Consider the following 25676-nt stretch of genomic DNA (forward strand, 5'->3'; position numbering starts at 1 on the left):
GCGGGACAGCCCCGGAGTCTGCCTCGCCGTCTGGGTGATAGGGCTTCACATCGAGCACAACGGAAGCACGGTGGCCCGGGGTTCATAAGGTGACGTGACGGCGATCACACAGAAATCTCCTCCCCGCCTGTAAGAAGCGGGCCGCTGCTCGCATTTCCAGGTATGAAAGCCGAGATGAGGGGGTGCTCGTGACGTCTGCCGAGCGCTTCCACCATGTCTACGAGGAGTGCTACCCACGCGTCCTCGCCTACGCCATCAGCCTGGTGGGACGTCAGGTGGGTGAGGACATCACCAGCGAGACGTTCACCATCGCCTGGCGGCGGATCCATGACGACGTCCCCCACCCGAGCCTGCCGTGGCTGCTGGGGGTGGCCCGCAACCTGGCGCGTGAGATGCGCCGCCGTGACGCCCTCAGGTATCTCGTGGCCGCCGAGGAAGCACAGCGCATCGTCGGCGGCGCCCGGGACGAGGCCGGTGACGTGGCAGCGGTGATCGCCGACCGGCACATCGCGTTGCAGGCCCTGGCGAGTCTGCCGGAGAGCGACCGGGAGTTGCTGACCCTGATCGCCTGGCACGGCCTGAGCACGAAGGAAGCCGCCCAAGTCCTCAAATGCACCGGCGCTGCCCTGGCCGTGCGTCTCTACCGTGCGCGTCGCCGCCTGGAGAAGGCCTTGGAAACAGCGCAGGAGCCCGACCCGTCCGAGGCAGCGCCGGCACGCGCCGCGGGCACCCCCCGACCGCACCGCGAAGGAGCACCCGCGTGAAGAACTCCCAGAAGCGACCTGACGTCCTGCGGGTACTCGCGGACGCGCGCCCCGATGAACTGGACCCGGCGCGGTTGACCGACCTCGCACGGCAGCGGCAGGACCTCGGACGCATCGTCTCCGAACCCGCGAACACCCGTGCGGCACGCCGGTCGCCGCGGGTCCGTCCGCTGGGGGCGGTCGCCCTCGTCGCGGTGGCGGCGTCCGTGGTGGTGTCCGTGGGCACCTTCGACCGGCAGGGACCGGCAGAGCGGTCCGCGGCGTCGCCACAGGCCTCCGTCGGGGCTCAGTCGCCTAGCGCGGCCCCGGACCTGCGGCTCGACGGACGTATCCAACTGCTCAGCGCGGCCAGGAAGGCGGAGGCCTCGCCCGCCGCGGGGACGTACTGGCAGACCACCACGCTGGGGCAGTACGTGGATGTCGCCGAGGTGAGCGGAAGGCTGTTCGCCGTACGCAGCTCGTCGACCGAGGCCTGGTCAGTGGGGGTGCGGCCCGGGACGAAGAGTCTGATGGTCTCCGATCTGGACTCCCGGACCGAGCCCCGGACTGCGGCGGACAAGGCGACGTGGCAGGCCGTCGGTTCGCCCCGTACGGTGCGGATCGAGGTCGGACAGCCGGCCAACACCCATGCCCTCGCCCTCAAGATGGGGGCCGGGCGGCCGACGGTCATGCGGACGGACGTCGGTGGCAAGATCTACGCCGTCGGACCGGACAACGTCTCCTACAAGGACCTGCAGGCACTGCCGACCACCAGTGACGGGCTGCGCCGCCACCTGGAAGGGCTCTACGCGCGGGGCAACGGCACCGAGGGGGCGGCGTCCGACCGCAGTGCCTGGGTGCTGCGGCAGGCGGGCAACCTCGTCACGATGCCCGTCAAGCCGGGCGTCCGGGCGGCGGCGTACCGGCTGATGGCCGATCTGCCCGGTGTCCGTGTCGTCGGTCATGTCACCGACCCCCTGGGGCGCGAAGGTGTGGGAGTCGAGTTCCCCGGCGCCTACCGGACGCCGCTCGGGACCACGAGGCAGCGGCTCGTCATCGACCCCTCCACCGGTGACATGCTCAGCGACGAACTCCTGCTCACCGAGCCCTCGGCCAGGGCCCAGGGCGCCGGTCTCAAGGCGGGCACCGTGGTCAACTACCAGGCGACCAGCCGTATGGGCTGGAGCGAGCGCCAGATCACCGTGCCGAAGAACGCCCAGAACTGATCCGGGACGCCGGAGCGCCCGCAGACCGGCGCACAGCGGCGAGCGAACCCAGGCCGGACCGCGACTCCTTGCGAGGGGCCGCGGTCCCGGCGGCGCGGCCAGGGCCTCCCTCCCTCACCGCCGTACACCTCGCGGAACCGCCCGGGCCTCGGGGCACCACGCCCTGCCCCGGAGCTCCTCGAACCTCCTGAGAAAGCCGACATTCATGCGCCTGAGCAGGCCCCGCCTTTCTGCGACCGCGGCACTCGTCGTCGCCGCACTGGGGATCCCCACGTACCACCACTTGGCCGAGGGCGACGCCCATGCGGCCCGCGTTCCGGCCGCGAGCACCGACCAGGCCGCCGAAACGTCGACCGCGGACCCACTGCCCGTACCGTCCGCATCGCCCGCCGGGTCGGCGACGGTTCAGCCACGTCCCCAACTGCCCGCGCATCTGCCGGGGTTGGGGCCGAAGACGCTGGCTCGTATCCCGGCCAACGCCCGGCAGGTCTTCGTGGTGACGGGAGAGGCGAAGGATTCCTCGTCCTCGCAGGCAGTGCTCTGGCAACGAGTCGACGGCGGCTGGCGCCGCGGAGAGGTATGGGCCGCCCACAACGGCTACCGGGGCTGGACGGACAAGCACTACGTGGGCGATCTGCACAGCCCCATAGGGGTGTTCGGCCTCACCGACGCCGGCGGACGACTGGCCGATCCCGGCACCGAGTTGCCCTACCACCGGTCCGGCGCCTTCTCGGTCAGCGGCACCGGCTTCGAAGGCGAATCGCTGGCCGGGTCCTTCGACTATGTCATCGCCCTCAACTACAACAGGCAGCCGGGCACTTCACCGATGGACGGCACCAAGCCGATGGGGCCGAGCCGCGGAGGAGGCATCTGGATCCATGTCGACCACGGCGGACCCACACATGCCTGCATCAGCCTCTCCAAGGCCCACATGAAGCAGCTGCTGCGTATGCTCAACCCCGCGGACCGTCCCGTCGCCGTCCTGGGCGACGCAGCATCCCTCACCCGCTGACGCTCCGCAGCGCACAGTCCTCGCCACGGCACACGTATGCGGTCATCGACGACGGAGCGGGTGAACTCGGGTTCGCCCCGTACACGTCATCGCCGTGTGAGATACACAATGACCGCCGACCAGCGGCCCTCAGTCGACGGGCGACAGCCGTCCCGCAGACACAGACCGGGCCGGCGCCCGCTCCTCGTGGCCGGTGCCGTGTGCGCCGTGACCCTCGGCATCATCCCCCCCGCCCGCGCTCGCCGCTCCGCAAGCGTCCCGGCAGACGGCGGCGGCCACGGCCGTCGCGACGACCGCGTGGCAGAACGGCGCTTTCCAGGTGGACCGTTCCGCGCTGGTCCACCGCTCCGACGTGGTGATCGGCCGGCCCGGTACGGATCCCACCGAGTCCATGCCGCTGGGCAACGGCACGCTAGGCGCGGCGGTGTGGGCGGCGGACGGCTTCACCGTGCACCTCAACCGGGGCGACACCTTCCCCGACCGCAGGTCCCCGGGGCGGGTGACGATCTCGGGGCTGAAGACCATCACCGGGGCGGACGACTTCTCCGCCCGCCTGGACCTGTACGACGGTGTCCTGACCGAGTCCGGCGGCGGCATGACGGCGGCCATCTACACGCGCGCCGACCGGGACGAGCTCGTCGTCGACGTCACGGGCGCCGATCCGGGCAGTTCGCAGACGGTGCGCGGTGACCTGTGGGACGGTCGCTCGCCGTCCGCGGCCGCCTCCGGCGCGGTGGCTCCCCTCACCGAGACCTGGAAGGACGACGGGACGGGCGGCACCGGCGACACCCACGGCAGCCTGCTCGGGTTGACCGCCGGCGGACGCGACGTCACCTCCTCCGTGACGGACGGCGGCACCGTGCAGGTCGCCGGCGGCCAGCGACCGCGGCGCCCTGCCGGGCCCTCACTCCTCGGCGAAGAAGCACGCCGAGTCGTGGGCCGCCGCCCCGCCGGTGTCACGGAATCCGGCAGGAACGGCGAGCACCGGCACATCCGTCGCGCAGCGTTCTTGTGCTTTCCAGCAGCGGGTGCGGAAGCGGCAGCCGGAGGGGATGTTGGTCGGGGAGGGGACGTCGCCGGCCAGGATGATGCGTTCGCGGTGTTCGCGGGCCTCCGGGTCGGGGACCGGGGCGGCGGAGAGCAGGGCCTGGGTGTAGGGGTGGGTGGGGTGGTCGTAGATCTCCGCGTCCCGGCCGATCTCCACGATCCGGCCGAGGTACATCACGCCGACGCGGTCGGAGATGTGGCGGACGATCGACAGGTCGTGGGCGATGAAGACGTAGGAGAGGTCGAACTCGTTCTGGAGGCGGTCCATGAGGTTGATGACCTGGGCCTGGACGGAGACGTCGAGCGCGGAGACCGGTTCGTCGGCGACGATCACCTCCGGGCGCAGGGCCAATCCCCTTGCGATGCCGATGCGTTGGCGCTGGCCGCCGGAGAACTGGTGGGGGTAGCGGTTGATGTACTCGGGGTTGAGGCCGACCACGTCCAGGAGGTCCTGGACCTTCCTGCGCCGGTCGCCCTTGGGGGCCACCTCGGGGTGGATGTCGTACGGCTCCCCGATGATGTCGCCGACCGTCATGCGGGGGTTGAGCGAGGTGTACGGGTCCTGGAAGACCATCTGGATGTTGCGACGGACCGACTTGAGAGCTCTGCCGGACAGCTTGGTGATGTCCTCACCCTTGTACTTGATCGACCCGGCGGTCGGCTGCTCGAGATTGACCAGCATCTTGGCAACAGTTGACTTGCCGCAGCCGGACTCCCCCACGATCCCGAGGGTCTCCCCTTTGTTGAGCGTGAAGTCCACACCGTCAACGGCCTTGACCGCACCGACCTGCTTCTTGAACAGGATGCCCTGGGTGAGCGGGTAGTGCTTGACCAGTCCGGTCACTTCAATGATCGGTTCAGCCATCGAGGCACTCCTCCCAGAAGTGACAGGCGCTCTGCCGGTAGTTGTCCAGCTGGTCCAGTGGAGGGACATGGGCGCGGCAGATGTCCTGGGCCATCGGGCAGCGCGGGTGGAACGCACACCCGGATGGGATGTTCATCAGGTTCGGCGGCAACCCCTTGATCGCGTACAGCTCCTGGCCCTTCTGGTCCAGGCGGGGGATGGAGTCCAGGAGGCCGCGTGTGTACGGATGGGCCGGGGCCTTGTAGATGTCGTGGACGGGGGCTTGCTCGACGATGCGCCCCGCGTACATCACGGCGATGCGGTCGGCGACGTCGGCGACCACGCCGAGGTCGTGGGTGATGAGGATGAGCCCCATGTTGTACTCGCGCTGCAACTCCGCGAGCAGATCCATCACCTGGGCCTGGACGGTGACGTCGAGGGCCGTGGTGGGCTCGTCGGCGATGATCAGCGTCGGCTCCAGGGCCAGCGCCATCGCGATCATGATGCGCTGGCGCATACCGCCGGAGAACTGATGCGGGTACTGCTTGACCCGCTCCTTCGCCGCCGGGATACGCACCCGGTCCATCAGCTCCACGGCCTTGGCCCGCGCGTCCTTCTTCGCCATGCCCCGGTGGACCACGAACATCTCACCGAGCTGATCCCCCACGCTCAGCACGGGGTTGAGGGACGACAGTGCGTCCTGGAAGATCATCGCCACCTCGGCGCCACGGACCTTCCGCCGCTCGCTCTCCTTCAGTTTCAGCAGGTCCCGGCCCTGGAACAGGACCTCACCCGCGGTGACCCGGCCGGGCGGGGACGGGAGGATGCCCATGATCGCCTGCGCGGTGACGGACTTTCCGGACCCGGACTCGCCGAGCACCGCCAGCGTCTCCCCCGCGTCGACGCCGTACGAGACCCCGTTGACCGCCTTGGCGACCCCGTCCCGCGTCTTGAACTCCACGTGCAGGTCGCGCACTTCGAGCAGCACGACGGCTCACCTCAGCTTCGGATCGAGGGCGTCGCGGACCGCGTCGCCGAGCATGATGAACGCCAGGACCGTGACCGCGAGGGCGCCGGCCGGCCACAGCAGCATGTGCGGGGCGTTGCGGATGTACGGGGAGGCCGCGGAGATGTCGATGCCCCAGCTCACCGTGGGCGGCTTCAGGCCGACGCCTAGGTAGGAGAGCGTCGCCTCGAGAGAGATGTACGTGCCGAGCGCGATGGTCGCGACCACGATCACCGGGGCCACCGCGTTCGGCGCGATGTGGCGCAGCAGCAGACGGGAGTTGGAGGCGCCCAGGGCACGCGCGGCCTGCACGTAGTCGTTCTGTTTCGCCGTGATGACCGAGCCCCTCGCGATCCGGGACACCTGCGGCCAGCCCAGCAGCACCATGAAGCCGATGACCGGCCACACCGTGCCGCCGGTGACCACGGAGAGCAGGGCCAGGCCGCCCAGGACGACGGGGATGGCGAAGAAGATGTCGGTGATCCGGGACAGGATCGTGTCCCACAGGCCGCCGAAGAAGCCGGCGAGGCCGCCGAGGACCGAGCCCAGGACCGTGACGCCGAGCGTGGCGCAGACGCCGACCGTGACGGACGTACGGGCTCCGTAGACGGTACGGGTGTAGACGTCGCAGCCCTGGCCGTCGTAGCCGAACGGGTGGCCTGGTTGCGAGCCCTGCTGCGCTTTTGCCAGGTCGCACTTGAGCGGGTTGCCCGAGGCGATCAGCGACGGCCAGAGGGAGATGACGATCAGGAAGATGATCACCAGGGCGGAGAGGACGAAGACCGGGTTGCGCAGCAGGTGGCGGATCGCGTCGGACCTGAGACTGCGTGCCACGGCCTGTGGGGCGGCGGGTGCCGTCGGCTCAGGCATAGCGGATCCTCGGGTCGAGTACGGCGTACAGGAGGTCGACGAGCAGATTGGCGACCAGGAAGACCAGCACCAGGACGGTGACGAAACCGACCACCGTCTGGGTGTTCTGGCGCAGGATGCCCTGGTAGAGCTGGTAGCCGACGCCGTGGATGTTGAAGATCCGCTCCGTGACGATCGCGCCGCCCATCAGGGCACCGATGTCCGTGCCGATGAACGTGACCACCGGGATCAGCGAGTTGCGCAGCAGGTGGCGGGTGATGATCCTGCGGCGGGGCAGGCCTTTCGCCACCGCCGTACGGACGTAGTCGCTGCGGCGGTTCTCCGCGATCGAGGTACGGGTCAGCCGGGTGACGTAGGCCAGCGACACCGACGCCAGCACCAGGCCCGGCACGATCAGCTCGCTGAAGGGCGCCTGCGTGGACACCGACGGGGAGATCCAGTTCCACTTGACGCCGAGGAGCAGTTGGAGCACCAGGCCCGTGACGAAGGTCGGGATCGAGATGACGACGAGGGTCAGCAGCAGGATCGCCGTGTCCAGGACGCGTCCTCGGCTCAGACCGGTGAGGACGCCGAGGCCGAGACCGAGGACGATCTCGAACACGATGGCCACGACGGTCAGCCGGATGGTGACCGGGAAGGCGGTGCTCATCAGGTCGATGACCTTCTGGCCGTTGAAGGCGGTGCCGAAGTCACCGGTGAAGAGGTGACCCATGTAGGTCAGGTATTGCTCCAGCACCGGCTTGTCGAGCCCGAACTCCCGCCGGAGCTGGGCGGCGGTGGCCGGGTCGCACGCCTTGTCGCCGCACAGGCCCGCCACCGGGTCGCCGAGCACGTTCACCATGAGGAAGATCAGGAGCGTGGCTCCGATGAACACCGGGATCATCTGGAGCAGACGTCGTATCAGATACCGCCCCACATCGATCAGCCGACCTTGATCTCGTTGTAGACCGGGACGCTGAACGGGTCGAGGGCGACGTGCGAGAGCCTGCTGGACCAGCCGGCGCTGCCGTTCTGGTACCACAGCGGGATGGCGCCCATGTCGTCCCGGAGGACCCCCTCGGCCTGCTGGAACAGCTCCACGGCCTTCTTCGGGTCGGTCTGCGCGTTGGCCTGGTCGACGAGCCGGTCGAACTTCTTGTTCGACCACTTGCCGTCGTTGGAGGAGGCGTCGGTGTAGTACAGCGGCTGGAGGAAGTCCTGGATGAGCGGGTAGTCCATCTGCCAGCCGGCCCGGAACGGTCCGGTCATCTTGTCCTGGCCGATGAGGTTGCGGAAGTCGGCGAAGGTGCCGACCGGGGAGCCCACGCAGGCCTTGTCGTTGCCGACGACGTTGTTGATGGAGTTGCAGACCGCGTCCACCCACTCCTTGTGCGAGCCGGTGTCGGCGTTGTACGTGATCTTGAGCTGCCCGCCGGGGATGCCACCGCCCTCCTGGATGAGCTTCTTGGCCTCGGTGGGGTTGTACGCACAGGCGGCGCCGCACAGTCCGGCCTTGTACCCGCCGCTCGCGCCGAGCACCGGGGAGGTCCAGTCGGTGGCGGGGGTGCGGGTGTTCTGGAAGATCGTCTTGGTGATCTGCGCCCGGTTGATCGCCATGGACAGGCCCTTGCGGACCTTCGCGGCGCCGGGCGTGTTCCAGGCCTTGTCGTAGAACGGGAAGGCGATGGTCTGGATGATGCCGGCCGGGGTGTTGAGGTAGCGGTCGCCCAAGTCCTTGTGGACGTTGGTCAGTTGCTGGGCGGGGACGTCGTCGACGAGGTCGAGGTTGCCGGCCAGCAGGTCGGTGTAGGCGGTGTTGTTGTCGGTGTAGACCTTCAGGTCCACGCCGGCGTTCTGGGCCTTGTCGGCACCCGGGTAGGCGTCCCACTTGCGCAGCTGCATCTGCGAACCCTTGGTGTACGACTCGATCGTGTAAGGCCCGTCGCCCACCGGCTTCTTCAGCCATGCGGCGTGGTCGGTGAAGAAGGCCTTGGGCAGCGGTGCGAACGCGACGTAGCCGAGGGTGTCGGGGAACGTGGAGAACTTCTGGCTGAGCCGGATGGTGAAGGTCTGGTCGTTGACGACCTTCAGGCCGGACAGGATGTCCGCGGTCTGCTTGCCGCTGTCCGGGTGGACCTTGTCGTAGCCCTCGATGTAGCCGAAGAAGTAGGCGTTCTTCTGGTTGTTCTTGAGGCTCGCCCCGTAGTTCCAGGCGTCCACGAAGGAGTGCGCGGTGATGGGCTCGCCGTTGCTGAACTTCCAGCCCTTCTTCAGCGTGACGGTGAAGGTGCGGGAGTCCTCGGTGGTGATGTTCTGGGCGACCGCGTTCTCGGCCTTGCCGGTCCTCGGGTCGTACTCCTTGAGCCCACGGAAGATCATGCCGAGGACCTTGCCGCCCTCCACCTCGTTGGTGTTGGCCGGCTCCAGGGGGTTCTGCGGGTCGCCCCAGACCGCACTGAGCACGTCGGCGCCGCCGCCGTTCCCGCCGTCGGAGCCACCGACACCGCTGCAACCGGTAAGAGTGAGGGCCACGGCGGTGGTGAGGGCGGGCCAGGTGGCATACGTATGTGCTCGCATGGGTCTCTCCTTGAGGGGCTCGCCCGCGACGTCGACTGGTTTCAGGTAGGTCAAGGTAGTTTCGGCACCTCTTGCCCGACATCACATGTCCGTGCGATATGTCCCGTCTCCGGACACACCTACATTCGTATGTGTGACGTTGCATGCTGCCGAGAGCAAGCGAAACGAGCCAGACCTGCGGGATCGGCGAGACCAGCGCTTCTCCCGGCGCGTAGCGGTCCGGCTCGCCGCCGCCGCGGCCGCGTCCGCCACGGCGGAGCTGCTGGTGTACGCGGCGTTCGTCCGTACGGCCGCGGGCCAGCGCTGGGAGAACTCCGTGTGGGCCGGACGCGCCCACGACGAGTCGCTGGCCGCGGTGCACCGGGCCGACCGGGTGCTGGACCAGATCACGGTGATGTCCCTGGGCGGCGCCGTGGCCCTGCTGGTGCTGATCGGGGCGGTGCGCCGGCGTTACGCCGAGACGGCGGTCGCGGTGGGCGTCGTGGGCGGGTCACTCGCCCTGAGCGAAGTGCTCAAGCGCCTGGTGCTGCGGCGCCCGGACCTGGTGGGCGCGTCGCCCCGGCTGCTGGACAACAGCTTCCCCAGCGGGCACACGGCTATCGCGATGAGCGTGGTCTTCGGGCTGGCCCTGGTCGTGCCGTACCGGATGCGGGCCGCCGCCGTGGGGGTGTGCGCCGTGTGGGCGTCCTACGTCGGCGCCTACACCGTGGCCGCCGGGTGGCACCGCCCCAGCGATGTCATCGGCGCCGACCTGGTCGTCCTCACCGTCGCCTGCGGCCTCACCTCGGTGCTGGCCCGCCTCGGCGGAGTGCGTGCCGCGTCGGGGCGCCGACACCGGGCCGGAGCCCTGCTGGTGACCGGCCCCCTGATGTTCGTCGCGTTCACCGGGCTGGGCACCGGCGGGATCCTGCTCGTGGGCGCCGCCTCCGGGGCCGTTCCGGCGTGGTCCGCGCCGGGTGTCGCCTATACGGCGGGGCACGCCCTGGCGGCGGGAGCGGGGGCCGCCACCTCGCTGGCGTGGCTCGCCCTGCTGCGGCGCTGCGCCGTGTGAGAACCGGGATCCCGACAACGCCGTTCCCGGCAGACACCTTGTGCGCAGCCCACGTGCGCAAAGCGGAGCTCTGGCGCTTTCCCGGGGGTGTCTGTCTGCCTCACGGACAGAAACATGTGCGTACCGCATCGCCTCCGGACGGTCGTATTCCGGCGCGAACCGGGCAGGGACATGTGTAGACGGGTGTTCTGCGGCTAGTTTGACCTCATTGACGGCAACAGCCCGAGGACCAACATGCAGGTGCACCTGAACTCCCCGCTCGAACCCGGTAGTGCGCCCCAGCTCGCCGCCGCGATCGTGGCGGCCGCGGCCGACATCAGTGAGGCGGCGCTGGACTACGGCCCGGACAGCATCGATGTCGTGGAGGACATCGTCGACGGCTTCCGGGCCGAGGGTGTGAGCGGTGAGGAGATGGCCGAATCGCTCGTCGCCTTCGGCTGCTACCTCGGCGAGATCGTGACGCGCCACATCGGCGGCACCTGGCGGCCCGCACCGGCCACCCACCCCACGGCCGCCCCCTTCATCGTGGTGTTGCCCGACGCCCGGGAGTGCCATCCCATCGACTGGGTCTTCAGCCGTCTGGAGTCGGGGGCCGCCGTCAGCATCCGTGACCTGTACGCGGTGGCCGCGGCCGGCGGCGCGGACAGCGGGCTCGCGGAAGACGGGGCGCACGGCTGAACGCGTGCCGCGGACTGTCCGGCCTGCGACGATAGAGGCCACCAGGGGGCAAGGGCAGGCTTGCGGACGGCGGGGGAAGCGGAGGAGACGTGATCAGGGCGCACGTCGGCACGGCGGAGGGAACCGGCTCGGCCGGCACCGGCCTGCTCGGTCGGGAGCGGGAGCGGGAGCTGGTGGCCTCGCTGCTGGCGGGTCTGCCCGGAGGCGGCGGGCTGCTCCACCTGAGCGGCGCGCCCGGTACGGGAAAGTCCACCGTCCTGCGGCTGGCCGCGGCCGAAGCCGTGGGGCAGGGCATACGTGTGCTGTCGACTGCGTGGGCACCCGGCGAGGAAGAACTGCCGTATGCCGCCCTGCACGGCCTTCTGCGTCCCGTTCTGGCCCATGCCGGCGACCTGCCGGACCGTGAGCGTGCCGTCCTGCGCGCCGCTTTCACCGGCGGCGGTACCGTGCCCGACCCCCCGGAGACGGCCGCGGCGGGGCTGCGGCTGCTGGCCGCGCTGTCGGAGCCGGTGCTGCTGTGCGTGGACGACCTCGACCGGCTCGACGCCGCGAGCCGCGACGCCCTGCTCATCCTGGCGGGGTTCTGCGGCTCGGCTCCGGCCGGCTCCGGGTCGGTGGGCATGATCGTCGCCGAGCGTGCCGGCGGCGGTTCATGGTCGTCGTATCCCAATGGCGCCGCCGTGGCGCTCGGGCCGCTGCCCGACGTGCACGCCCGCGCGCTCGTGGCCCGTGCCGGGCGGGTCGGCGGGTACGGCGAGGAGCAGCTCGTCCTCGCCGTGGCGGGCGGCAATCCGCTCGCTCTCACCGAGCTCTCCCTGGGCGGAAGCCCGGTCGGGGACACGGCCGGTTTCGGCATGCTGCCCGCGACGCCGCGCCTGGCCGAGGCGTACGCGTACGACTGGGCGACGCTGGCGGCGTCCGCCCGCTGCGTGCTGCTCACCGCCGCGCTGAGCACCTCGCCGTGCACGCCAGACATCCTGGCCGCGAGCGCCTCCCTGCTCGGCGACGACGGCGCGGCCCGTGCCGGTCTCGCGGAGCTCGTCGCTCGCGGACTGGTCGTGGAGGCGGTCGACGAGGGCGCCGAGGGTTCTCGGGTTCTGTTCCGCGAGCCGCTGCTGCGTGCCGCCGCTGTGCGGCTGGCGTCGGCTGCACGGCGTATGGCGGTGCACGCCGCGCTCGGGCGGAGCCTCGGCAGTCCTGTCCACGCCGCCTGGCACGCGGCGCAGTGCGTGGCGGGTCCCGACGAGGACCTCGCGGAGCGGCTGGAGCGGTTGGCAGCCGGTTCGCGTTCGGTCACCGGGGTGCTGGTGGCGCTCGCCGCGCTGGAGGGTGCGGCGCGGCTGTCGGCGGACCCGGAACGGCGGGCGGTACGGCTGCTGCGGGCCGCCGAACTGGCCTGTGACCACGGGCTGGTGGACCAGGCCCTGCGGCAGGTGGGCCAGATCGACCCGACCGAGTCGGGGACGCTCGGGCGCGCCCTGCTGCTGCGGGTGCACGATCTGCTGCCGGGCAGCAGCGCGGCCGGACGGGAGCGGGTCGTCGAGCTGTGCGAGGCGGCGCGCGCGGTCGCCGGGCAGGATGCCGCGCTCCCGCAGAAGCTGCTGCTCGCGGCGGCCCGCAGATGCCGGTGGCAGCAGGTCGGATCGAGGGAACGCGACCTGGTCCTGCGCACCGCGAAGGAACTGCGGGCCGGGCCCCGGGACGGCTGGTATCTCGTCGTGCTGTCGCTGATCGACCCCCTGAGCGTGCCGCGGCCACCGGTCCCACAGCCCGTGCCGCGGCCCTCCGACGTCGAGGGGCGCAGCCTGTTCAGCCAGGTGACCACCCTCACCGTCGACTTCGAGCGGGCGGAGCCGCTCCTCGAGGAGGTGGAGGCCGCCTTCCGTGCCACGGGCCGGTACGGGCAGCTGCCGCTGATGCTCGTACCGCGGACGATGTGTCAGATCTGGCTCGGCACGCAGTGGCACAAGGCTCTGGCGCTGGCCGAGGAGAGCCGGGTGATCGCCGAGCGGACGGCGCAGTCGGACTGGGCGGCGCGGGCCACGGGGATGCTGGCCATCGTCGCGGCGTTGCGCGGAGAGCACGACCGGGCGACGGAATGCGCCGCGGAGGTCGAGGAGTCCTCCCTGCGCGTCGGCCAGGACCGGCAGTTGAGCCTGGCCGTGCTGGCCCGCGCGCTCACCGCGGCCGGCACGGGCCGTTACGCCGAGGCCTACGCCCGGCTGCGCTCGCTGTTCGCGGACCCGAGGACGCCGTACGCCTTCGAGCAGTTCTGGGGCCTCGCCTTCCTGGCGGAGGCGGCGCTGCCCGCCGGGGAGCAGGCCGACGCCAGGACCGTCGCCGCCCAGGTCGCGTCGCTGACGCGGGCGGGGTGTTCCCCGCTGCTGGAGCGGATCGTGGCCTACGCGGACGCGGTGCTCGCCCCGGACGAGGAGGCGGAGGAGCGCCACCGTCACGTGCTGCGGCCCGGGATCGAGGTGTCGCCGCTGCTGCACGGGATGGCCCAGTTCGGCTACGGGGCCTGGTTGCGGCGTCGGCGGCGCGTCACCGAGTCGAGGGCGCCGCTGGCGGCTGCCGAGTCGGTGTTCCGGGCCCTTGGGGCCCCGTCGCGCGCCGAGCAGGCCGCCTCGGAGTTGCGGGCGACGGGCTGGGCGGCGGACGGGCCGTCCGGCGAGGACGATGTGGACGGCATCGCTCACCTGCTGTCACCGCAGCAGCTCACCATCGCCCGGCTCGCCGCCCGCGGCCTGTCCAACCGGGCCATCGGGGAGCAGTTGCGCCTGTCACCCCGTACGGTCTCCTCGCACCTGTACCAGATCTTCCCGAAGCTGGGCGTCTCCTCGCGGGCGCAGCTCGCCGCGAAGTTCGGGGCCGACTGACGCGGGAGGCTCAGGGGGTGTGCGGGTCCTTCAAGTCCCTCAGTGTCTCGGCCAGTTGTGCACGGGACGTCACTCCCAGCCGGGGGAAGATGCGGTAGAGGTACGCGCCGATGGTCCGTGGTGCGAGGCCGAGTTGTTCGCCGATCTCGCGGTTGGACAGTCCGCGGGCGGCGAGTTCGGCGATGCGCAGTTCCCGGGCGGTGAGCAGCTCGCGCGCCGTGGTGGGTCGGGACGCGCCCGGAGCGGCGCCGTCCGCGCGTTCCCCGGAGGCCCTCAGCTCCGCGGCGATCCGTGGGGCGCGGGCCTCGGCCCCCAGCATGGTGAAGGCGGCCGCCGCCTGGCGCAGGGTGGCCTGGGCGTCGGCGAACTGCCAGCGCAGTCGCAGCCATCTCCCCTCGGCCAGCCGCAGCGGCGCCTCCAGGAAGGGCCAGCGGGACAGGTCCTCGGCGAAGGCCCGTTTGAACATCGCCTGAGCGTCGTGCTCGTCCGCGAGGACGGCCCGCGCCACCGTGAACCGCAGAGCGACCGCCGGGGGGCACTGCGCGCCCAGCTCCGTCTCCAGCCCGTCAAGCATCGCGAGCGCCTCCGGGGAGGCCTGTTCGGCCTTGGCGGCCTCGGCGAAGGCCACCACGGCGAACAGGGCGATCGAGCGCGTGTGCGGGTCTGTGAGCAGTGACGTCAACGCGGGAAGGGCCGACGCGGAGTCGCCGCCCTCCACCAGGGCCCAGGCGGTGTAGACGGCGAGCACCGACTCGATCGTCGGCATCGAGCGCCTGGCCGCCGCCAGATCACGCGCACTGCGCGGGCCCGGCGGAGTGCCGGTGCGCGTAGCCCGTACGACATCCCGCAGAAGCCGGGCGGCCGCCGCATGGTGGTCCTGGCGGTACGCGCTGTCGGCCAGCTTCACGCATCGCCGGAAGGCGTACTCGGCCTGGGCCCAGCTGCCCATGCCCAGGTGTGCCAGTCCCTGCCGGAGCAGCGCCCAAGGCAGTTGTTCCGGCTGGGCGTGGAAGCGGCGGCGCTCCGCCTGCCGGAACAGGTCCATGGCCCGGACCGGGTCACCGGCGTACATCGCGCTCTGCCCGAGGCGTTCGATGTCGCGCACCGGCAGGTCAGTCAGGTGCCGGTCGGCGGGGATGTTCGCGAGGACGGTGCCGGCCCGGTCCAGTGGGCGGACCATCGCCATGGCGTGCAGCCACCGGGAGTCGTCCGCGCGGTCCGGCATACGGTCGAGGAAGGCCACCAGCGCCTCGCATCGCTCGTCGTCACCGACGAGGACGGGCGCGATGATGCGGGCCAGCTCCAGGGCGTTCTCCTGCTCGACGGCACCGATGGGGGTGGGCCAGTGGGTTGGGTCGGTGGGGATGGGGGTGGCGGAGCCGAGGGTGGTGGGGACGGGGGTGGCGGAGCCGAGGGTGGTGGGGACGGGGGTGGCGGAGCCGAGGGTGGTGGGGACAGGGGCGGCGCGATCGGGCGGTGCGGAGCTGGGGGCGGAGGAGGTCGAGGCGGAGGAGGCCGAGGCGGTGGAGCCTGAGGCGGTGGAGGCCGAGGCGGTGGAGGCCGAGGAGGCCGGGGCGGAGGAGGCCGGGGCGGTGGGGGGCAGGGTGCCGGTGGTGAGCGGTGAGGTCGGGGGTTGTGCGTCAGTGGGGCCGATCCTTGTCAGGGCCTCGGCGCACAAGGTGCCCAGGGGGCCCAGCGGGTGGCGGAGGGCGCGGTGGGCCATCGTGCGGGCCATGCGTTCCAGGCCGAGGAGCTGGGCGAGTTGTGCGGCCCGCAGGGCGCAGCGGCCCTGGTCGGCGGGGTCCTCGTAGAGGTCGGACGCGCGCCGCAGCAGTCGTACGGCCATCCTCGGCTCGCACAGTTCCAGCGCGTCGCCGTCCACGGCCTCCAGGCGGGCCGCCAGCTCCGGGTCGGGTCCCTCCACCGCCTGGGAACGGTGCCACAGCATCCGTACCGAGCCGGGTGGCAGGACGGCCGCCAGGGCCGCGTGCGCGGCGCGGCACCGGTGTGGGTCGGTGCCGTGGACGATCGCCCCTGCCATCGCGGGGTGGCCGAAGTACGGCCGCGTGCCGTCGAAGGTCACGAGGCCCGCGCGTTCCGCGGGGTCCAGTGCCGCGAAGTCCAGTGCGGTGCCGCCGATCCTGGAGGCGGCGGACAGGAGGAGTGTCAGGTCGCCCTCCGGGTACAGTGCCGCGACCAGCAGCAGGTCCCGGGTCCCGGCCGGCAGCCCCGCGGCGCCCGGTGCCATGGCGGAGGCCAGCCGGTCGGAGGAGGCGGGCATGCCGGGCACCGTGTCCTCGGACGGGACGGGCAGTTCCAGCAGTGCCAGGGGGTTGCCGGCGGCGGTCGCCAGGAGTTCGCGCACGGTCTCCGCGCCGAGACCGGGACGTCGCGAGGCCAGGAGCAGAGCGGATTCGGCCGGGGAGAGCGGGCCGAGGGGCAGTGTGGGAAGGCCGGTCAGGGGGCTCGGCAGGGTGCGGTGCGGGCGGGAGGTCATCAGCAGGGCCAGCGGAGAGCCTTGTGCCCGCCGGGCGACGAACGTCAGCACTTGTCTGCTGGGTTCGTCCAGCGCGTCCCAGTCGTCGACGGCGACCAGCAGGGGCTGTCCGGCGCGGCTGACGGCTGCCAGCACGTCGAGGACGGCGAAGGCCGGCCAGGAGTGTCCGTCGCCCGGGGCGGGAGCACCGTCGACCAGCACGCTGAACAGCGCGTCGAGGTCGGTCGGTACCGCCGGGCCGGTCAGGACCCCCGGGTCGGTCGGGACCGCCGGGCCGGTCAGGACCCCCGGGTTAGTCGGGACAGCCGGGCCGGTCAGGACCCCCGGGTTAGTCGGGACCGCCGGGCCGGTCAGGACCCCCGGGTTAGTCGGGACCGCCGGGCCGGTCAGGACCCCCGGGTTAGTCGGGACCGCCGAGTCGGTCAGGACCCCCGGGTTAGTCGGGACAGCCGGGTAGGTCGGGTCCGCTCGGTTCGCCAGCACCGGCCAGATGGTCTGGAGCAGGCCGGACAGGTCGGGCGGGTTGCTGCCGCGGATGCCGGCACACCGTAGGACACGCATGCCGTCGGCCCTTGCCGCCTGGACTGCGGCTTCCAGCAGCGCCGACTTGCCCGTGCCGGCCTGCCCGGACACCACGAGGGCCGCGCCCCGGTCCGTCGCCTCGATGAGGAAGTCGCGTAGCGCCCGCAGTTCAGCGGTCCGGCCGACGAAGCCCGGATCGCCAGGTGCTGCCTGGTACAGGAGGGAGGGGAGCGAGGGTGCGGGTGGTCCGTTCTCGATCGCGGTCAGGGAGGAGAACCTGCCTTGTACGTTCATCGGTTCCCCCTGCTTTGCTACGCACGGTCCCATCCGTCGCCAGGAGCGCTCTTGTGCATGCTGCCATTTCGGTGGAGGGGAACGCGAATGACCAGGGCGGTTAGGGTCGGCGGCATGCGTCTTGCTCTCTTCGACCTGGACGGGACCCTGGTCGACCGTCGTGCCGCGTTCGCGGATGCCATAGCCGAGCTCGTCCACGACCATGCCTACGGGCCGGAGATCGAGGGCTGGTTGCGTGTCGAGCTGGCCGACACCGCGGATCGCGGTGACTTCGAGCGGCTGCGTGACAGGTTCCAGGTCCGGGAGTCGGCCGAGCATCTGTGGCGGGTGTACGTCGATCGCATGGCGTCCGCCGTGCACTGCCGGCCCGTCGTGCTGGACAGCCTGGCGCGGCTGAAGGACGCCGGCTGGAGCATCGGGGTCGCAACCAACGGGGCCAGTGACATCCAGCGCGCCAAGGTCCGGGCCACCGGGCTCGCCGATCTGATCGACGGGATCGCCGCGTCCGGTGACATCGACGTGCGCAAGCCCGACGCGCGGCTCTTCGAGCTGGCCGCCGCTCGGTGCGGTACGCAGTTGACGCCCGGGGACTGGATGACCGGGGACAACCCTGAGTCCGACATCGCCGGTGGTGCGGCGGCGGGGCTGCGCACGATCTGGGTGCGGGGCCGTGTCTGGCCTGAGGGGCTCGCGGTTCCGCATCACACGGCTGACGACGTCGTCGACGCCGTCGACTATCTGCTGGCCAACTCCACGCTGTAGGGCGGCCCTGTCACGGGATGCGCTCGCGCAGGCGGTGCAGCAGTGCGTGCAGGGCCGGGTCGTCGTTGGTGCGGCGCCAGACCAGGTCGAGTTCCACGGCGGCCGGGGTGGGCAGTTCGAGGGGTTTGAAAACGACCTCGGGGTGGCGCAGTTGTGCGGCGGTCTCGGGGACCAGGGCCACTCCGAGGCCTACGTTGACCAGGGCGAGGATGCTGTGGACCTGGCTGAGGTACTGGGAGTAGACGGGCGTGACGTGGGCGGAGCGGAAGACGCTGATCAGTAGTTCGTGGAAGTAGCGGGCCTCCACGGGTGAGTACATCAGCAGCTCCTGGCCCTCGAACTCCTTGATGTGGAGCGCGCCTTGGCGCTTGGCCAGTTCATGGGTCGAGGGCAGAGCCGCGACCAGTTGTTCCTTCACGGCGGGCGTGGACACCAGGTCGGGGCCGATCGCGGAGGGGCGGACCAGGGCGAGGTCGAGGCTGTTGTTGGCGAGGGCCGCGAGCTGGTCCCGGGTGACCATCTCCCGCAGGACGATCTCGGCGCGGGGCATCGTCTCGCGGGCCGTGCTGAGCAGGGTGCCAAGCACGGAGTGGGCGCTGGCGGCGGTGAAGCCGACGGTGATGCTGCCCGCCTCCCCCGTCGACACCTGTCGTACGGCGAGCGCGGCGTGCTCGGAGTGACGCAGGATGGTGCGGGCCTCGGCGAGGAAGGCCCGGCCTGCGGGCGTGAGTTGGACCGATTTGTTGGTGCGGTTGAGGAGTTGGGCGCCGAGGTCGTGCTCCAGCTGTCGTATCTGCCGGCTCAACGGGGGCTGGGTCATGCGCAGGCGTTGTGCCGCGCGGGTGAAGTGCAGTTCTTCGGCGACGGCCACGAAGCTGGTGAGTTGCGTGAGCGTGAACAACGATGCTCTCCCGGTATCAACGTATGCAAATTTTGAGTTAGACGTGCATTCTCCGGAGGCCTAGCTTCAGGGGGCGAGCAACGCAACCAACCCCTGCAAGGCACCGGAGCTGCAAGTGGTGAGCACGATGAACTCGACGCCGTACGGCACACACCAGGGCGAGGCCACGCTGGACCGGATCTCGTGGCTCAAGCTGTCCTCGGTCGTTCTTCCGCTGGCCACGCCGGTGAGTGACGCCAAGGTGTTGACGGGGCGGCAGACACCTATGACGGAGGTCGCCTTCCTCTTCGTGGAGGTGGGGACCGAGCAGGGGTACGAGGGTGTCGGTTTCAGTTATTCCAAGCGTGCGGGCGGTCCCGGTCAGTTCGCACATGCCAAGGAGATAGCGCCCGTTCTGATCGGTGAGGACCCCAGTGACATCGCGCGGATCTGGACGAAGCTGGTGTGGGCGGGGGCCTCGGTGGGGCGCAGTGGTCTCGCCACGCAGGCCGTCGCCGCGTTCGACATCGCGCTGTGGGATCTGAAGGCGAAGCGGGCCGGGCTGCCGCTCGCGAAGCTGCTGGGCGCCCATCGCGACTCGGTGCGCTGCTACAACACCTCCGGTGGGTTCCTGCACGCTCCGATCGAGCAGGTCCTCGAGAACGCCACCGCCTCGCTGGCGGGCGGCATCGGCGGTATCAAGATCAAGGTCGGCCAGCCGGACGGCAAGGCGGACCTGCGCCGGGTGACCGCCGTACGGGAGCATCTCGGGGACGACGTGCCGCTGATGGTGGACGCGAACCAGCAGTGGGACCGGCCCACCGCGCAGCGGATGGGGCGGGCGCTGGAGGAGTTCGGGCTGGTCTGGATCGAGGAGCCGCTCGACGCGTACGACGCCCAGGGGCATGCCGCTCTCGCCGCGTCGCTGGACACGCCGGTCGCGTCGGGCGAGATGCTCGCGAGCGTCGCCGAGCACCACGAGCTGCTGCGGCACCACGCGGTGGACGTCATCCAGCCGGACGCGCCGCGGATCGGGGGCATCACGCAGTTCCTGCGGCTGGCCGCGCTCGCCGAGATCCAGCATGTGCACCTCGCACCCCATTTCGCCATGGAGATCCATCTGCATCTGGCCGCCGCCTATCCGCACGAGCCGTGGGTGGAGCACTTCGACTGGCTGGAGCCGCTGTTCAACGAGCGGCTGCGGATCAGTGACGGGCGGATGCACCTGTCGTCGCGGCCGGGCCTCGGTATCACCCTCAGCGAGCAGGCCCGGGCGTGGACGCAGGCGGTGCACGAGGTGGGTGCGCGGCCCTGAGCCGTCGTACGGAGTGAGTTCCGGCCATTGACCCAGCACGGTCATCACCCTAACCTCCATCCTCATATGTAGATAGAGTCCATATACATGGAGTGAGTTCATGACATTGAACAGGGCGGCTCAGGACGCTGCTCGACGGCTGCGGGACGGCATGGCACGTGGTGTGCTGTCCTTCCCGCTGACCAGCTTCACCGACGACGGCAGCCTCGATCTGGACGCCTACCGCACCTATCTGGCAGGGCAGTTGGCCACCGAGCCCGGCGCGGTGTTCCCCGCCTGCGGCACGGGTGAGTTCAGCGCGCTGGACGAGGACGAGTACCGCCAGGTCGTCGCCGCGGCCGTGGAGGTGGCCGACGGGCGGATACCCGTCGTCGCCGGGATCGGGTACGGCTGGGCCCAGGCTCTGCGCTTCGCCCGCATCGCGGAGGAGGCGGGCGCGGACGCCGCGCTCGTACTCCCCCACTATCTGGTGAAGGCCCCGCAGGAGGGGCTGGTCGAGCAGGTGCGGCGGATCGCCGCGGGCACCGGTATCCCGCTCGTCGTCTACCAGCGCGACCATGTCGCCTTCAGCGCCGAGAGCCTGCGCCGCCTCGCCGAACTGCCCACGGTCATCGGCCTCAAGGACGGCCACAGCGACCTGGACCGGCTCCAGCGCCTCACCCTCGCCGCCCCCGACCACCTGCTCTTCTTCAACGGGGCCGCCACCGCGGAGATCCAGGCCCGTGCCTATGCCACGGTCGGCGTGCCCGCGTACTCCTCGGCCGTGCATGCCTTCGCGCCCGAGATCGCGGACGCGTTCTTCGCCGCGCTCCGTGACGGCGACGACAGCACCGTCGACCGGCTGCTGCGGGACTTCTATGTGCCGCTGGTCGAGCTGCGGGACCGGGTGCCGGGTTACGCGGTTTCGCTCGTCAAGGCCGCGGCGCGGCTGCGCGGCAGGCCGGTCGGTCCGGTCCGCGCGCCGCTCACCGATCCCGGCCCGCAGGACCTCGCCGAGCTGGAGAAGCTCCTGGAGACGGGGCTGGGGCTGGTCGGGGCAACTCGCTGAAACGTCTGAGGCAGGGCGCCATGCGGCTGTCCTGCCTCCGTCCGACACACCGGCCCTGAAGGGCCCCGGCCCGCCTTTCTGGCCCCCCAGCCACCCGCTACAAGCGACGTGCCGCCTGCGGCTTCCGACCCCCCGCCCGGCCATCTCGCCGCCCACCCTCACCCCACATCACCTCACCACGACAGACAGCCGCCGCCCCCGCGCGGGTCGCGGTCGTCAACTGCGCACAGTTCAAAGGGGAACTGACTCATGCCTCTTGTCGTCGTCGGAATCAGCGTGCTGGTCCTGCTGTTCCTCATGACCAAGCTCAAGCTCAACGGCCTTATCGCCCTCCTCCTCGTGGCCGTCGGCGTCGCGCTGGTCCAGGGGATTCCGGCCGCGGAGATCGGAGACACCCTCGGCGAGGGCGTCGGCAGCCAGATCGGCGACACCCTGCTCGTCGTCGGACTCGGTGCCATGCTCGGTCGCGTCATGGGCGACTCGGGCGCCGCGCAACGCATAGCCGGCCGGCTCGTCGACGCCTTCGGACCGCGGCACGTCCAGATCGCCATGGTCATCACCGCCATGCTCATCGGCGTGACGATGTTCTACGAGGTCGCGTTCGTCATCATTGTGCCGGTCGCGTTCACCATCGTCCGCGTCACCCGCAAGAACCTGCTGTGGGTGGGCCTTCCGATGTCGATCGCCCTGTCGACGATGCACAGCTTCCTGCCGCCGCACCCCGGCCCCACCGCCGTCGCCGCCACCTTCCACGCCTCCGTCGGCCACACCCTGCTCTACGGCCTGTTCTTCGCCGTCCCCATCGGCGCGGGCATCGCGCTGGTGTGGCCGCGGCTGCCGTTCGTCCGGCGGATGGACCCCTCGATCCCCCAAGGGCTCGTCACTGAGCGGGTGTTCGAGGAGGACGAGCTGCCGGGCATGGGCTGGTCCCTGTTCGTCGCCCTGGTCCCGATCGTGCTGATCGCGGGGGCCGCCGTGGCCGACATGGCGGTCGACGACGACAAGAACCCTGTCCTGCACGCCGTCGAGTTCATCGGCTCCGCCCCGGTCGCCCTGCTGCTCACCCTGTGCCTGGCCATCTGGGCGTTCGGCCCGCGCATCGGCCGCAGCCTCGACGAGGTCAGCGCCTCCTGTGTCTCGGCCGCCAAGTCCATGGCGATGATCCTGCTGGTCATCGGGGCCGGCGGCGCCTACAAGCAGGTCCTCGTCGACGGCGGGATATCCGACTACATCAAGGACTTCACCGAGGGCTGGGACATCTCACCCATCATCCTGGCCTGGCTCATCGCCGCGATCCTGCGCATCGCGCTCGGCTCGGCGACGGTCGCCGTCGTCACCGCCGCCGGTGTGGTGGCCCCGCTCGTCGCGGGCAGCGGTGTCCACCCCGAGCTGATGGTGCTGGCTGTGTCCTGCGGTTCCATCGCCTTCAGCCACGTCAACGACCCCGGCTTCTGGATGTTCAAGGAGTACTTCAACCTGTCGGTGCTGGACGCGATCAAGGCGCGTACGACGTACACGACCGTGCTGGCGATCCTCGGCCTGGGCGGCGTACTCGCCGTCGAACGGGTCCTGGACGCACTGAGTATCTGAACTGACCTCGACCCTCCCTTGGCCTTAAGGACTTCCGATGACCAGCCGCAACCAGCCCACCGTCACCGCGTTCGCCGTCTATCCCGTCGCGGGCCGCGACTCGATGGAACTGAACCTCTCCGGCGCCCACGGCCCCTACTTCACCCGCAACGTGGTGGTGCTGACCGACTCCGAGGGCCGCACGGGGCTCGGCGAGGTGCCCGGTGGCGAGAAGATCACGCAGACGCTGCGGGACGCCGAGTCGCTGGTCGTCGGCGCGCGCGTCGGTGACTACAAGCGGGTCCTGCGGGAGATCGCGGACCGGTTCGGCGACCGAGACTCCGGCGGCCGCGGCCTGCAGACCTTCGACCTGCGCACCACCGTCCACGCGGTCACCGCCGTCGAGTCCGCGCTCCTCGACCTCCTCGGCCAGCACCTCGACGTCCCAGTCGCGGCCCTGCTTGGAGACGGACAACAGCGCGAGTCCGTACGGGTCCTCGGCTACCTCTTCTACGTCGGCGACCCCGACCGCACGGATCTGGAGTACGTCCGCGAGCCCGACGCGGAGGTGGAGTGGCATCGCATCCGGCACGAGGAGGCGCTCACCCCCGAGGCGATCGTGCGGCAGGCGGAGGCGGCCTACGACCACTACGGCTTCCGGGACTTCAAGCTGAAGGGCGGGGTGCTGGCGGGCGTGGAGGAGGTCAAGGCGATCCGGGCGCTGAAGGACCGCTTTCCCGAGGCGCGGATCACCCTGGACCCCAACGGGGCGTGGTCCCTGCGTGAGGCGATCGAGCTGTGTGTGCCGCTCGTCGGCACGCTCGCCTATGCCGAGGATCCGTGCGGGGCGGAGGACGGCTACTCGGGCCGGGAGATCCTCGCGGAGTTCCGCCGGGCGACGGGACTGCCCACGGCGACCAACATGATCGCCACCGACTGGCGGCAGTTGACCCACGCTCTAGCGCTGCAGTCGGTCTCCATCCCGCTCGCCGACCCGCACTTCTGGACCATGCAGGGCTCGGTGCGGGTGGCGCAGTTGTGCAACGCGATGGGGCTGACCTGGGGTTGTCACTCCAACAACCACTTCGACATCAGCCTGGCCATGGTCGCGCACTGCGGGGCGGCGGCGCCCGGGGAGTACAACGCCCTGGACACGCACTGGATCTGGCAGGAGGGCCTGGAACGCCTCACGGTGGCCCCGCCGCGCATCGTCGACGGTGAGATCGCGATCCCCCGGGCGCCCGGTCTCGGCGTCGAGCTCGACCGGGAGCGGCTGCTCGCGGCGCATGAGCTGTACCTGGAGAAGGCACTGGGCGCCCGGGACGACGCGGTCGGCATGCGCTACCTGATCCCCGACTGGACCTTCGACGCCAAGCGGCCGTGCCTGGTGCGCTGACCATGTGTTTCAGGGCCCCGGATGGTCAGGAACGTGTTGGGTACCTGTCCGCGTCCGGTGCGCTCGGTCCGGGTTCCGCGGCGGCGGTGAGGTGTGGGCCGCCGCGGTTCCTACGATGACCGCATGTGTGCGTGCAGGGGCGGTCATGGCCGCCGTGTGAGGCACCCTTTTGGCAGATATGCATGAAAGGGACCTCGCCTCTCTCGACGGGGTGACATCTCACATTCGGCAGGCGGCTGTTTGCACGTCACTTCATACGTGTTAACTCACGCCGGAGTTTTCCCCGACATGGAGAGGAAGCTGAGGACGATGCTGAGGAAGAAGAACGCGAAGAGGGCGGCATTTGTCGCAGCCTCGGCCGCTTTCGCAGGCGCGCTTCTCACGCAGACCGCTTTCGCCGCACAGGTCGACGCCTACTGGCACGGGACGCATGCCGCCGTGGACAACAACCCCGGCAGCGGTAGTGCGGGATGGGTCTGGGTGTACGGCTCCACGGAGTACAAGGCGACCGGCGGGGTCATCAAGTACAAGCTCTGGGACGGCAGCAGCGGCCAGCTCGACGCGAACCGCGGCAAGACCAATTCCGCGGGCACCGGCTCCGACATCCGGCAATTCCAGGCCTGCACCAACTTCTACATCGACGGATACGACTACCAGACCTGCGGGGACTGGGTCACTTTCGGGTAGAGAAGCGAGGTGCTGCTTTTCGGCGACTACCGCGGAACTGAGTCCCTTCAGTCCCTGTCCCGCCTTCGTTCTGGGTTGCCCTCGGACACACCTTGATCGATAAGCTGCCGCCATGCGATGGTTCTGGCTCGTGATCGGGCTTTTCGCCGCGATTCTCATCCCTTTCTTCCTCTTCGGAGACTATTTCGACGGCCTCGCCTCGCAGGCGGCGGAACACCGGCTCTCCACCCCCGTGGCCGTGACGGTGATAGCGGGCCTGCTCGCCCTGGACGTGTTTCTCCCCGTGCCCTCCAGTGTCGTCTCGGCCGCCGCGGGTGTGCTGCTGGGGTTCCTGTGGGGTACGGCCGTCGTCTGGGTCGGGATGACGGTGTCGTGTGCGCTGGGGTATCTCGTCGGTGCGCGCTCGACGTCCCTGACCCGGCGGCTGGTGGGCGATGCGGGCCTGGCCCGTGCCGCCGACGGCGCCCGGCGGCACGGGCTGGTCGCCCTCGCCCTGTGCCGTCCCGTTCCGGTGCTGGCGGAGGCGAGTGTGGTGCTGGCCGGCACCACACATGTGCGACCGGGCCGGTTCCTCCTGGTGTGCGCGTGGTCCAACCTCGGGGTGGCCGTCGTCTACGCGGGGGTCGGCGCCTGGTCGGTGTCCGTGAACTCCTTCGCGCTGGCGTTCCTCGCCGCGATGGCCTTTCCGGGGCTCGCGCTGCTGGTCACCCGCCCCAAGGCCGGCCGGTCGCGGGCGGAGGAGCTGACGGTGGAGGCCTGCGGCGATCTCTGATCCATGGACAGCGGCCGAGAGT

Annotated in this window: 21 protein-coding genes and 1 pseudogene; 14 read left to right on the plus strand and 8 right to left on the minus strand. The window is 70.5% G+C overall.

The window, feature by feature from the left end; all coding sequences use genetic code 11:
* The first annotated feature begins 188 nt into the window (after window positions 1-188).
* From IQ210_RS46345 to IQ210_RS48610, 4 genes and pseudogenes are all read left to right on the plus strand, one after another.
* Window positions 189-764, plus strand: coding sequence for an RNA polymerase sigma factor (locus IQ210_RS46345; RefSeq protein WP_194085289.1), 576 nt, complete (start codon window positions 189-191; stop codon window positions 762-764).
* A complete protein-coding gene (locus tag IQ210_RS46350) occupies window positions 761-1969 on the plus strand; it encodes a CU044_5270 family protein (RefSeq protein WP_194085290.1) in 1209 nt (402 codons plus the stop codon). The genes IQ210_RS46345 and IQ210_RS46350 overlap by 4 nt, the downstream gene beginning before the upstream one ends.
* 205 nt (window positions 1970-2174) lie before the next feature.
* Complete coding sequence (locus IQ210_RS46355; RefSeq protein ID WP_194085291.1) at window positions 2175-2981, plus strand: L,D-transpeptidase family protein; 807 nt, start codon at window positions 2175-2177, stop codon at window positions 2979-2981.
* A 391-nt stretch (window positions 2982-3372) separates the two neighbouring features.
* Window positions 3373-3585 (plus strand): annotated as a pseudogene (locus IQ210_RS48610) (hypothetical protein); the annotation flags it as partial.
* 5 nt (window positions 3586-3590) lie between these two features.
* Here IQ210_RS48610 and IQ210_RS46365 read toward each other — a convergent pair.
* The 6 genes from IQ210_RS46365 to IQ210_RS46390 form a co-directional block, all read right to left on the minus strand.
* Window positions 3591-3815, minus strand: a complete 225-nt coding sequence (locus IQ210_RS46365) for a hypothetical protein (RefSeq protein ID WP_194085293.1) — start codon at window positions 3813-3815, stop codon at window positions 3591-3593.
* A 70-nt stretch (window positions 3816-3885) separates the two neighbouring features.
* The gene (locus tag IQ210_RS46370; protein WP_194085294.1) at window positions 3886-4893 is read right to left on the minus strand and encodes an ABC transporter ATP-binding protein; all 1008 of its coding nucleotides are present in this window, start codon (window positions 4891-4893) and stop codon (window positions 3886-3888) included.
* Window positions 4886-5860: an ABC transporter ATP-binding protein gene (locus tag IQ210_RS46375; protein WP_194085295.1), complete on the minus strand. Its 975-nt coding sequence runs from the start codon at window positions 5858-5860 to the stop codon at window positions 4886-4888. The genes IQ210_RS46370 and IQ210_RS46375 overlap by 8 nt, the downstream gene beginning before the upstream one ends.
* 6 nt (window positions 5861-5866) lie before the next feature.
* The gene (locus IQ210_RS46380) at window positions 5867-6748 is read right to left on the minus strand and encodes an ABC transporter permease (RefSeq protein ID WP_228049644.1); all 882 of its coding nucleotides are present in this window, start codon (window positions 6746-6748) and stop codon (window positions 5867-5869) included.
* Window positions 6741-7664 carry an ABC transporter permease gene (locus IQ210_RS46385; RefSeq protein ID WP_194085296.1) on the minus strand — a complete coding sequence of 308 codons (924 nt, stop codon included), beginning with the start codon at window positions 7662-7664 and terminating at the stop codon, window positions 6741-6743. Before IQ210_RS46385 ends, IQ210_RS46380 begins: the two co-directional genes overlap by 8 nt.
* Before the next feature lie 5 nt (window positions 7665-7669).
* The gene (locus IQ210_RS46390; RefSeq protein WP_194085297.1) at window positions 7670-9304 is read right to left on the minus strand and encodes a peptide ABC transporter substrate-binding protein; all 1635 of its coding nucleotides are present in this window, start codon (window positions 9302-9304) and stop codon (window positions 7670-7672) included.
* A gap of 133 nt (window positions 9305-9437) precedes the next feature.
* Here IQ210_RS46390 and IQ210_RS46395 point away from each other — a divergent pair, with 133 nt between their 5' ends.
* The 3 genes from IQ210_RS46395 to IQ210_RS46405 all read left to right on the plus strand — a co-directional run bounded on the left by IQ210_RS46395 (window position 9438) and on the right by IQ210_RS46405 (window position 13912).
* Window positions 9438-10355 (plus strand): phosphatase PAP2 family protein, encoded by a 918-nt coding sequence (locus IQ210_RS46395; protein ID WP_322658605.1) that lies wholly within the window; start codon window positions 9438-9440, stop codon window positions 10353-10355.
* A 234-nt stretch (window positions 10356-10589) separates the two neighbouring features.
* Window positions 10590-11033 (plus strand): hypothetical protein, encoded by a 444-nt coding sequence (locus tag IQ210_RS46400; protein ID WP_194085299.1) that lies wholly within the window; start codon window positions 10590-10592, stop codon window positions 11031-11033.
* 89 nt (window positions 11034-11122) lie between these two features.
* Window positions 11123-13912: a helix-turn-helix transcriptional regulator gene (locus tag IQ210_RS46405; RefSeq protein WP_322658607.1), complete on the plus strand. Its 2790-nt coding sequence runs from the start codon at window positions 11123-11125 to the stop codon at window positions 13910-13912.
* A gap of 10 nt (window positions 13913-13922) precedes the next feature.
* On the opposite strand, the gene IQ210_RS46410 is transcribed toward IQ210_RS46405, so the two are convergent.
* The gene (locus tag IQ210_RS46410) at window positions 13923-17225 is read right to left on the minus strand and encodes an AAA family ATPase (RefSeq protein WP_194085300.1); all 3303 of its coding nucleotides are present in this window, start codon (window positions 17223-17225) and stop codon (window positions 13923-13925) included.
* 114 nt (window positions 17226-17339) lie between these two features.
* On the opposite strand from IQ210_RS46410, the gene IQ210_RS46415 reads away from it, so the two are divergent.
* Window positions 17340-17987 (plus strand): HAD family hydrolase, encoded by a 648-nt coding sequence (locus IQ210_RS46415; RefSeq protein WP_194085301.1) that lies wholly within the window; start codon window positions 17340-17342, stop codon window positions 17985-17987.
* Between the two features lie 10 nt (window positions 17988-17997).
* On the opposite strand, the gene IQ210_RS46420 is transcribed toward IQ210_RS46415, so the two are convergent.
* The gene (locus IQ210_RS46420; RefSeq protein ID WP_194085302.1) at window positions 17998-18888 is read right to left on the minus strand and encodes a LysR substrate-binding domain-containing protein; all 891 of its coding nucleotides are present in this window, start codon (window positions 18886-18888) and stop codon (window positions 17998-18000) included.
* Window positions 18889-19015: 127 nt separating this feature from the next.
* On the opposite strand from IQ210_RS46420, the gene IQ210_RS46425 reads away from it, so the two are divergent.
* The 6 genes from IQ210_RS46425 to IQ210_RS46450 all read left to right on the plus strand — a co-directional run bounded on the left by IQ210_RS46425 (window position 19016) and on the right by IQ210_RS46450 (window position 25654).
* On the plus strand, window positions 19016-20182 hold the full coding sequence (locus IQ210_RS46425) for an L-talarate/galactarate dehydratase (protein ID WP_194085316.1): 1167 nt from the start codon (window positions 19016-19018) through the stop codon (window positions 20180-20182).
* 100 nt (window positions 20183-20282) lie between these two features.
* Complete coding sequence (locus tag IQ210_RS46430) at window positions 20283-21230, plus strand: 5-dehydro-4-deoxyglucarate dehydratase (protein WP_194085303.1); 948 nt, start codon at window positions 20283-20285, stop codon at window positions 21228-21230.
* A 249-nt stretch (window positions 21231-21479) separates the two neighbouring features.
* On the plus strand, window positions 21480-22820 hold the full coding sequence (locus IQ210_RS46435) for a gluconate:H+ symporter (RefSeq protein ID WP_194085304.1): 1341 nt from the start codon (window positions 21480-21482) through the stop codon (window positions 22818-22820).
* Between the two features lie 37 nt (window positions 22821-22857).
* Complete coding sequence (locus tag IQ210_RS46440) at window positions 22858-24195, plus strand: enolase C-terminal domain-like protein (protein ID WP_194085305.1); 1338 nt, start codon at window positions 22858-22860, stop codon at window positions 24193-24195.
* Between the two features lie 309 nt (window positions 24196-24504).
* Window positions 24505-24882, plus strand: coding sequence for a hypothetical protein (locus IQ210_RS46445; protein ID WP_194085306.1), 378 nt, complete (start codon window positions 24505-24507; stop codon window positions 24880-24882).
* A gap of 112 nt (window positions 24883-24994) precedes the next feature.
* Entirely contained in the window at window positions 24995-25654 is a 660-nt protein-coding gene (locus IQ210_RS46450; RefSeq protein WP_194085307.1) for a TVP38/TMEM64 family protein, read from the plus strand.
* The last annotated feature ends 22 nt before the right edge of the window (window positions 25655-25676 follow it).

This window comes from Streptomyces justiciae (assembly GCF_015163075.1).
GTDB lineage: Bacteria > Actinomycetota > Actinomycetes > Streptomycetales > Streptomycetaceae > Streptomyces > Streptomyces justiciae.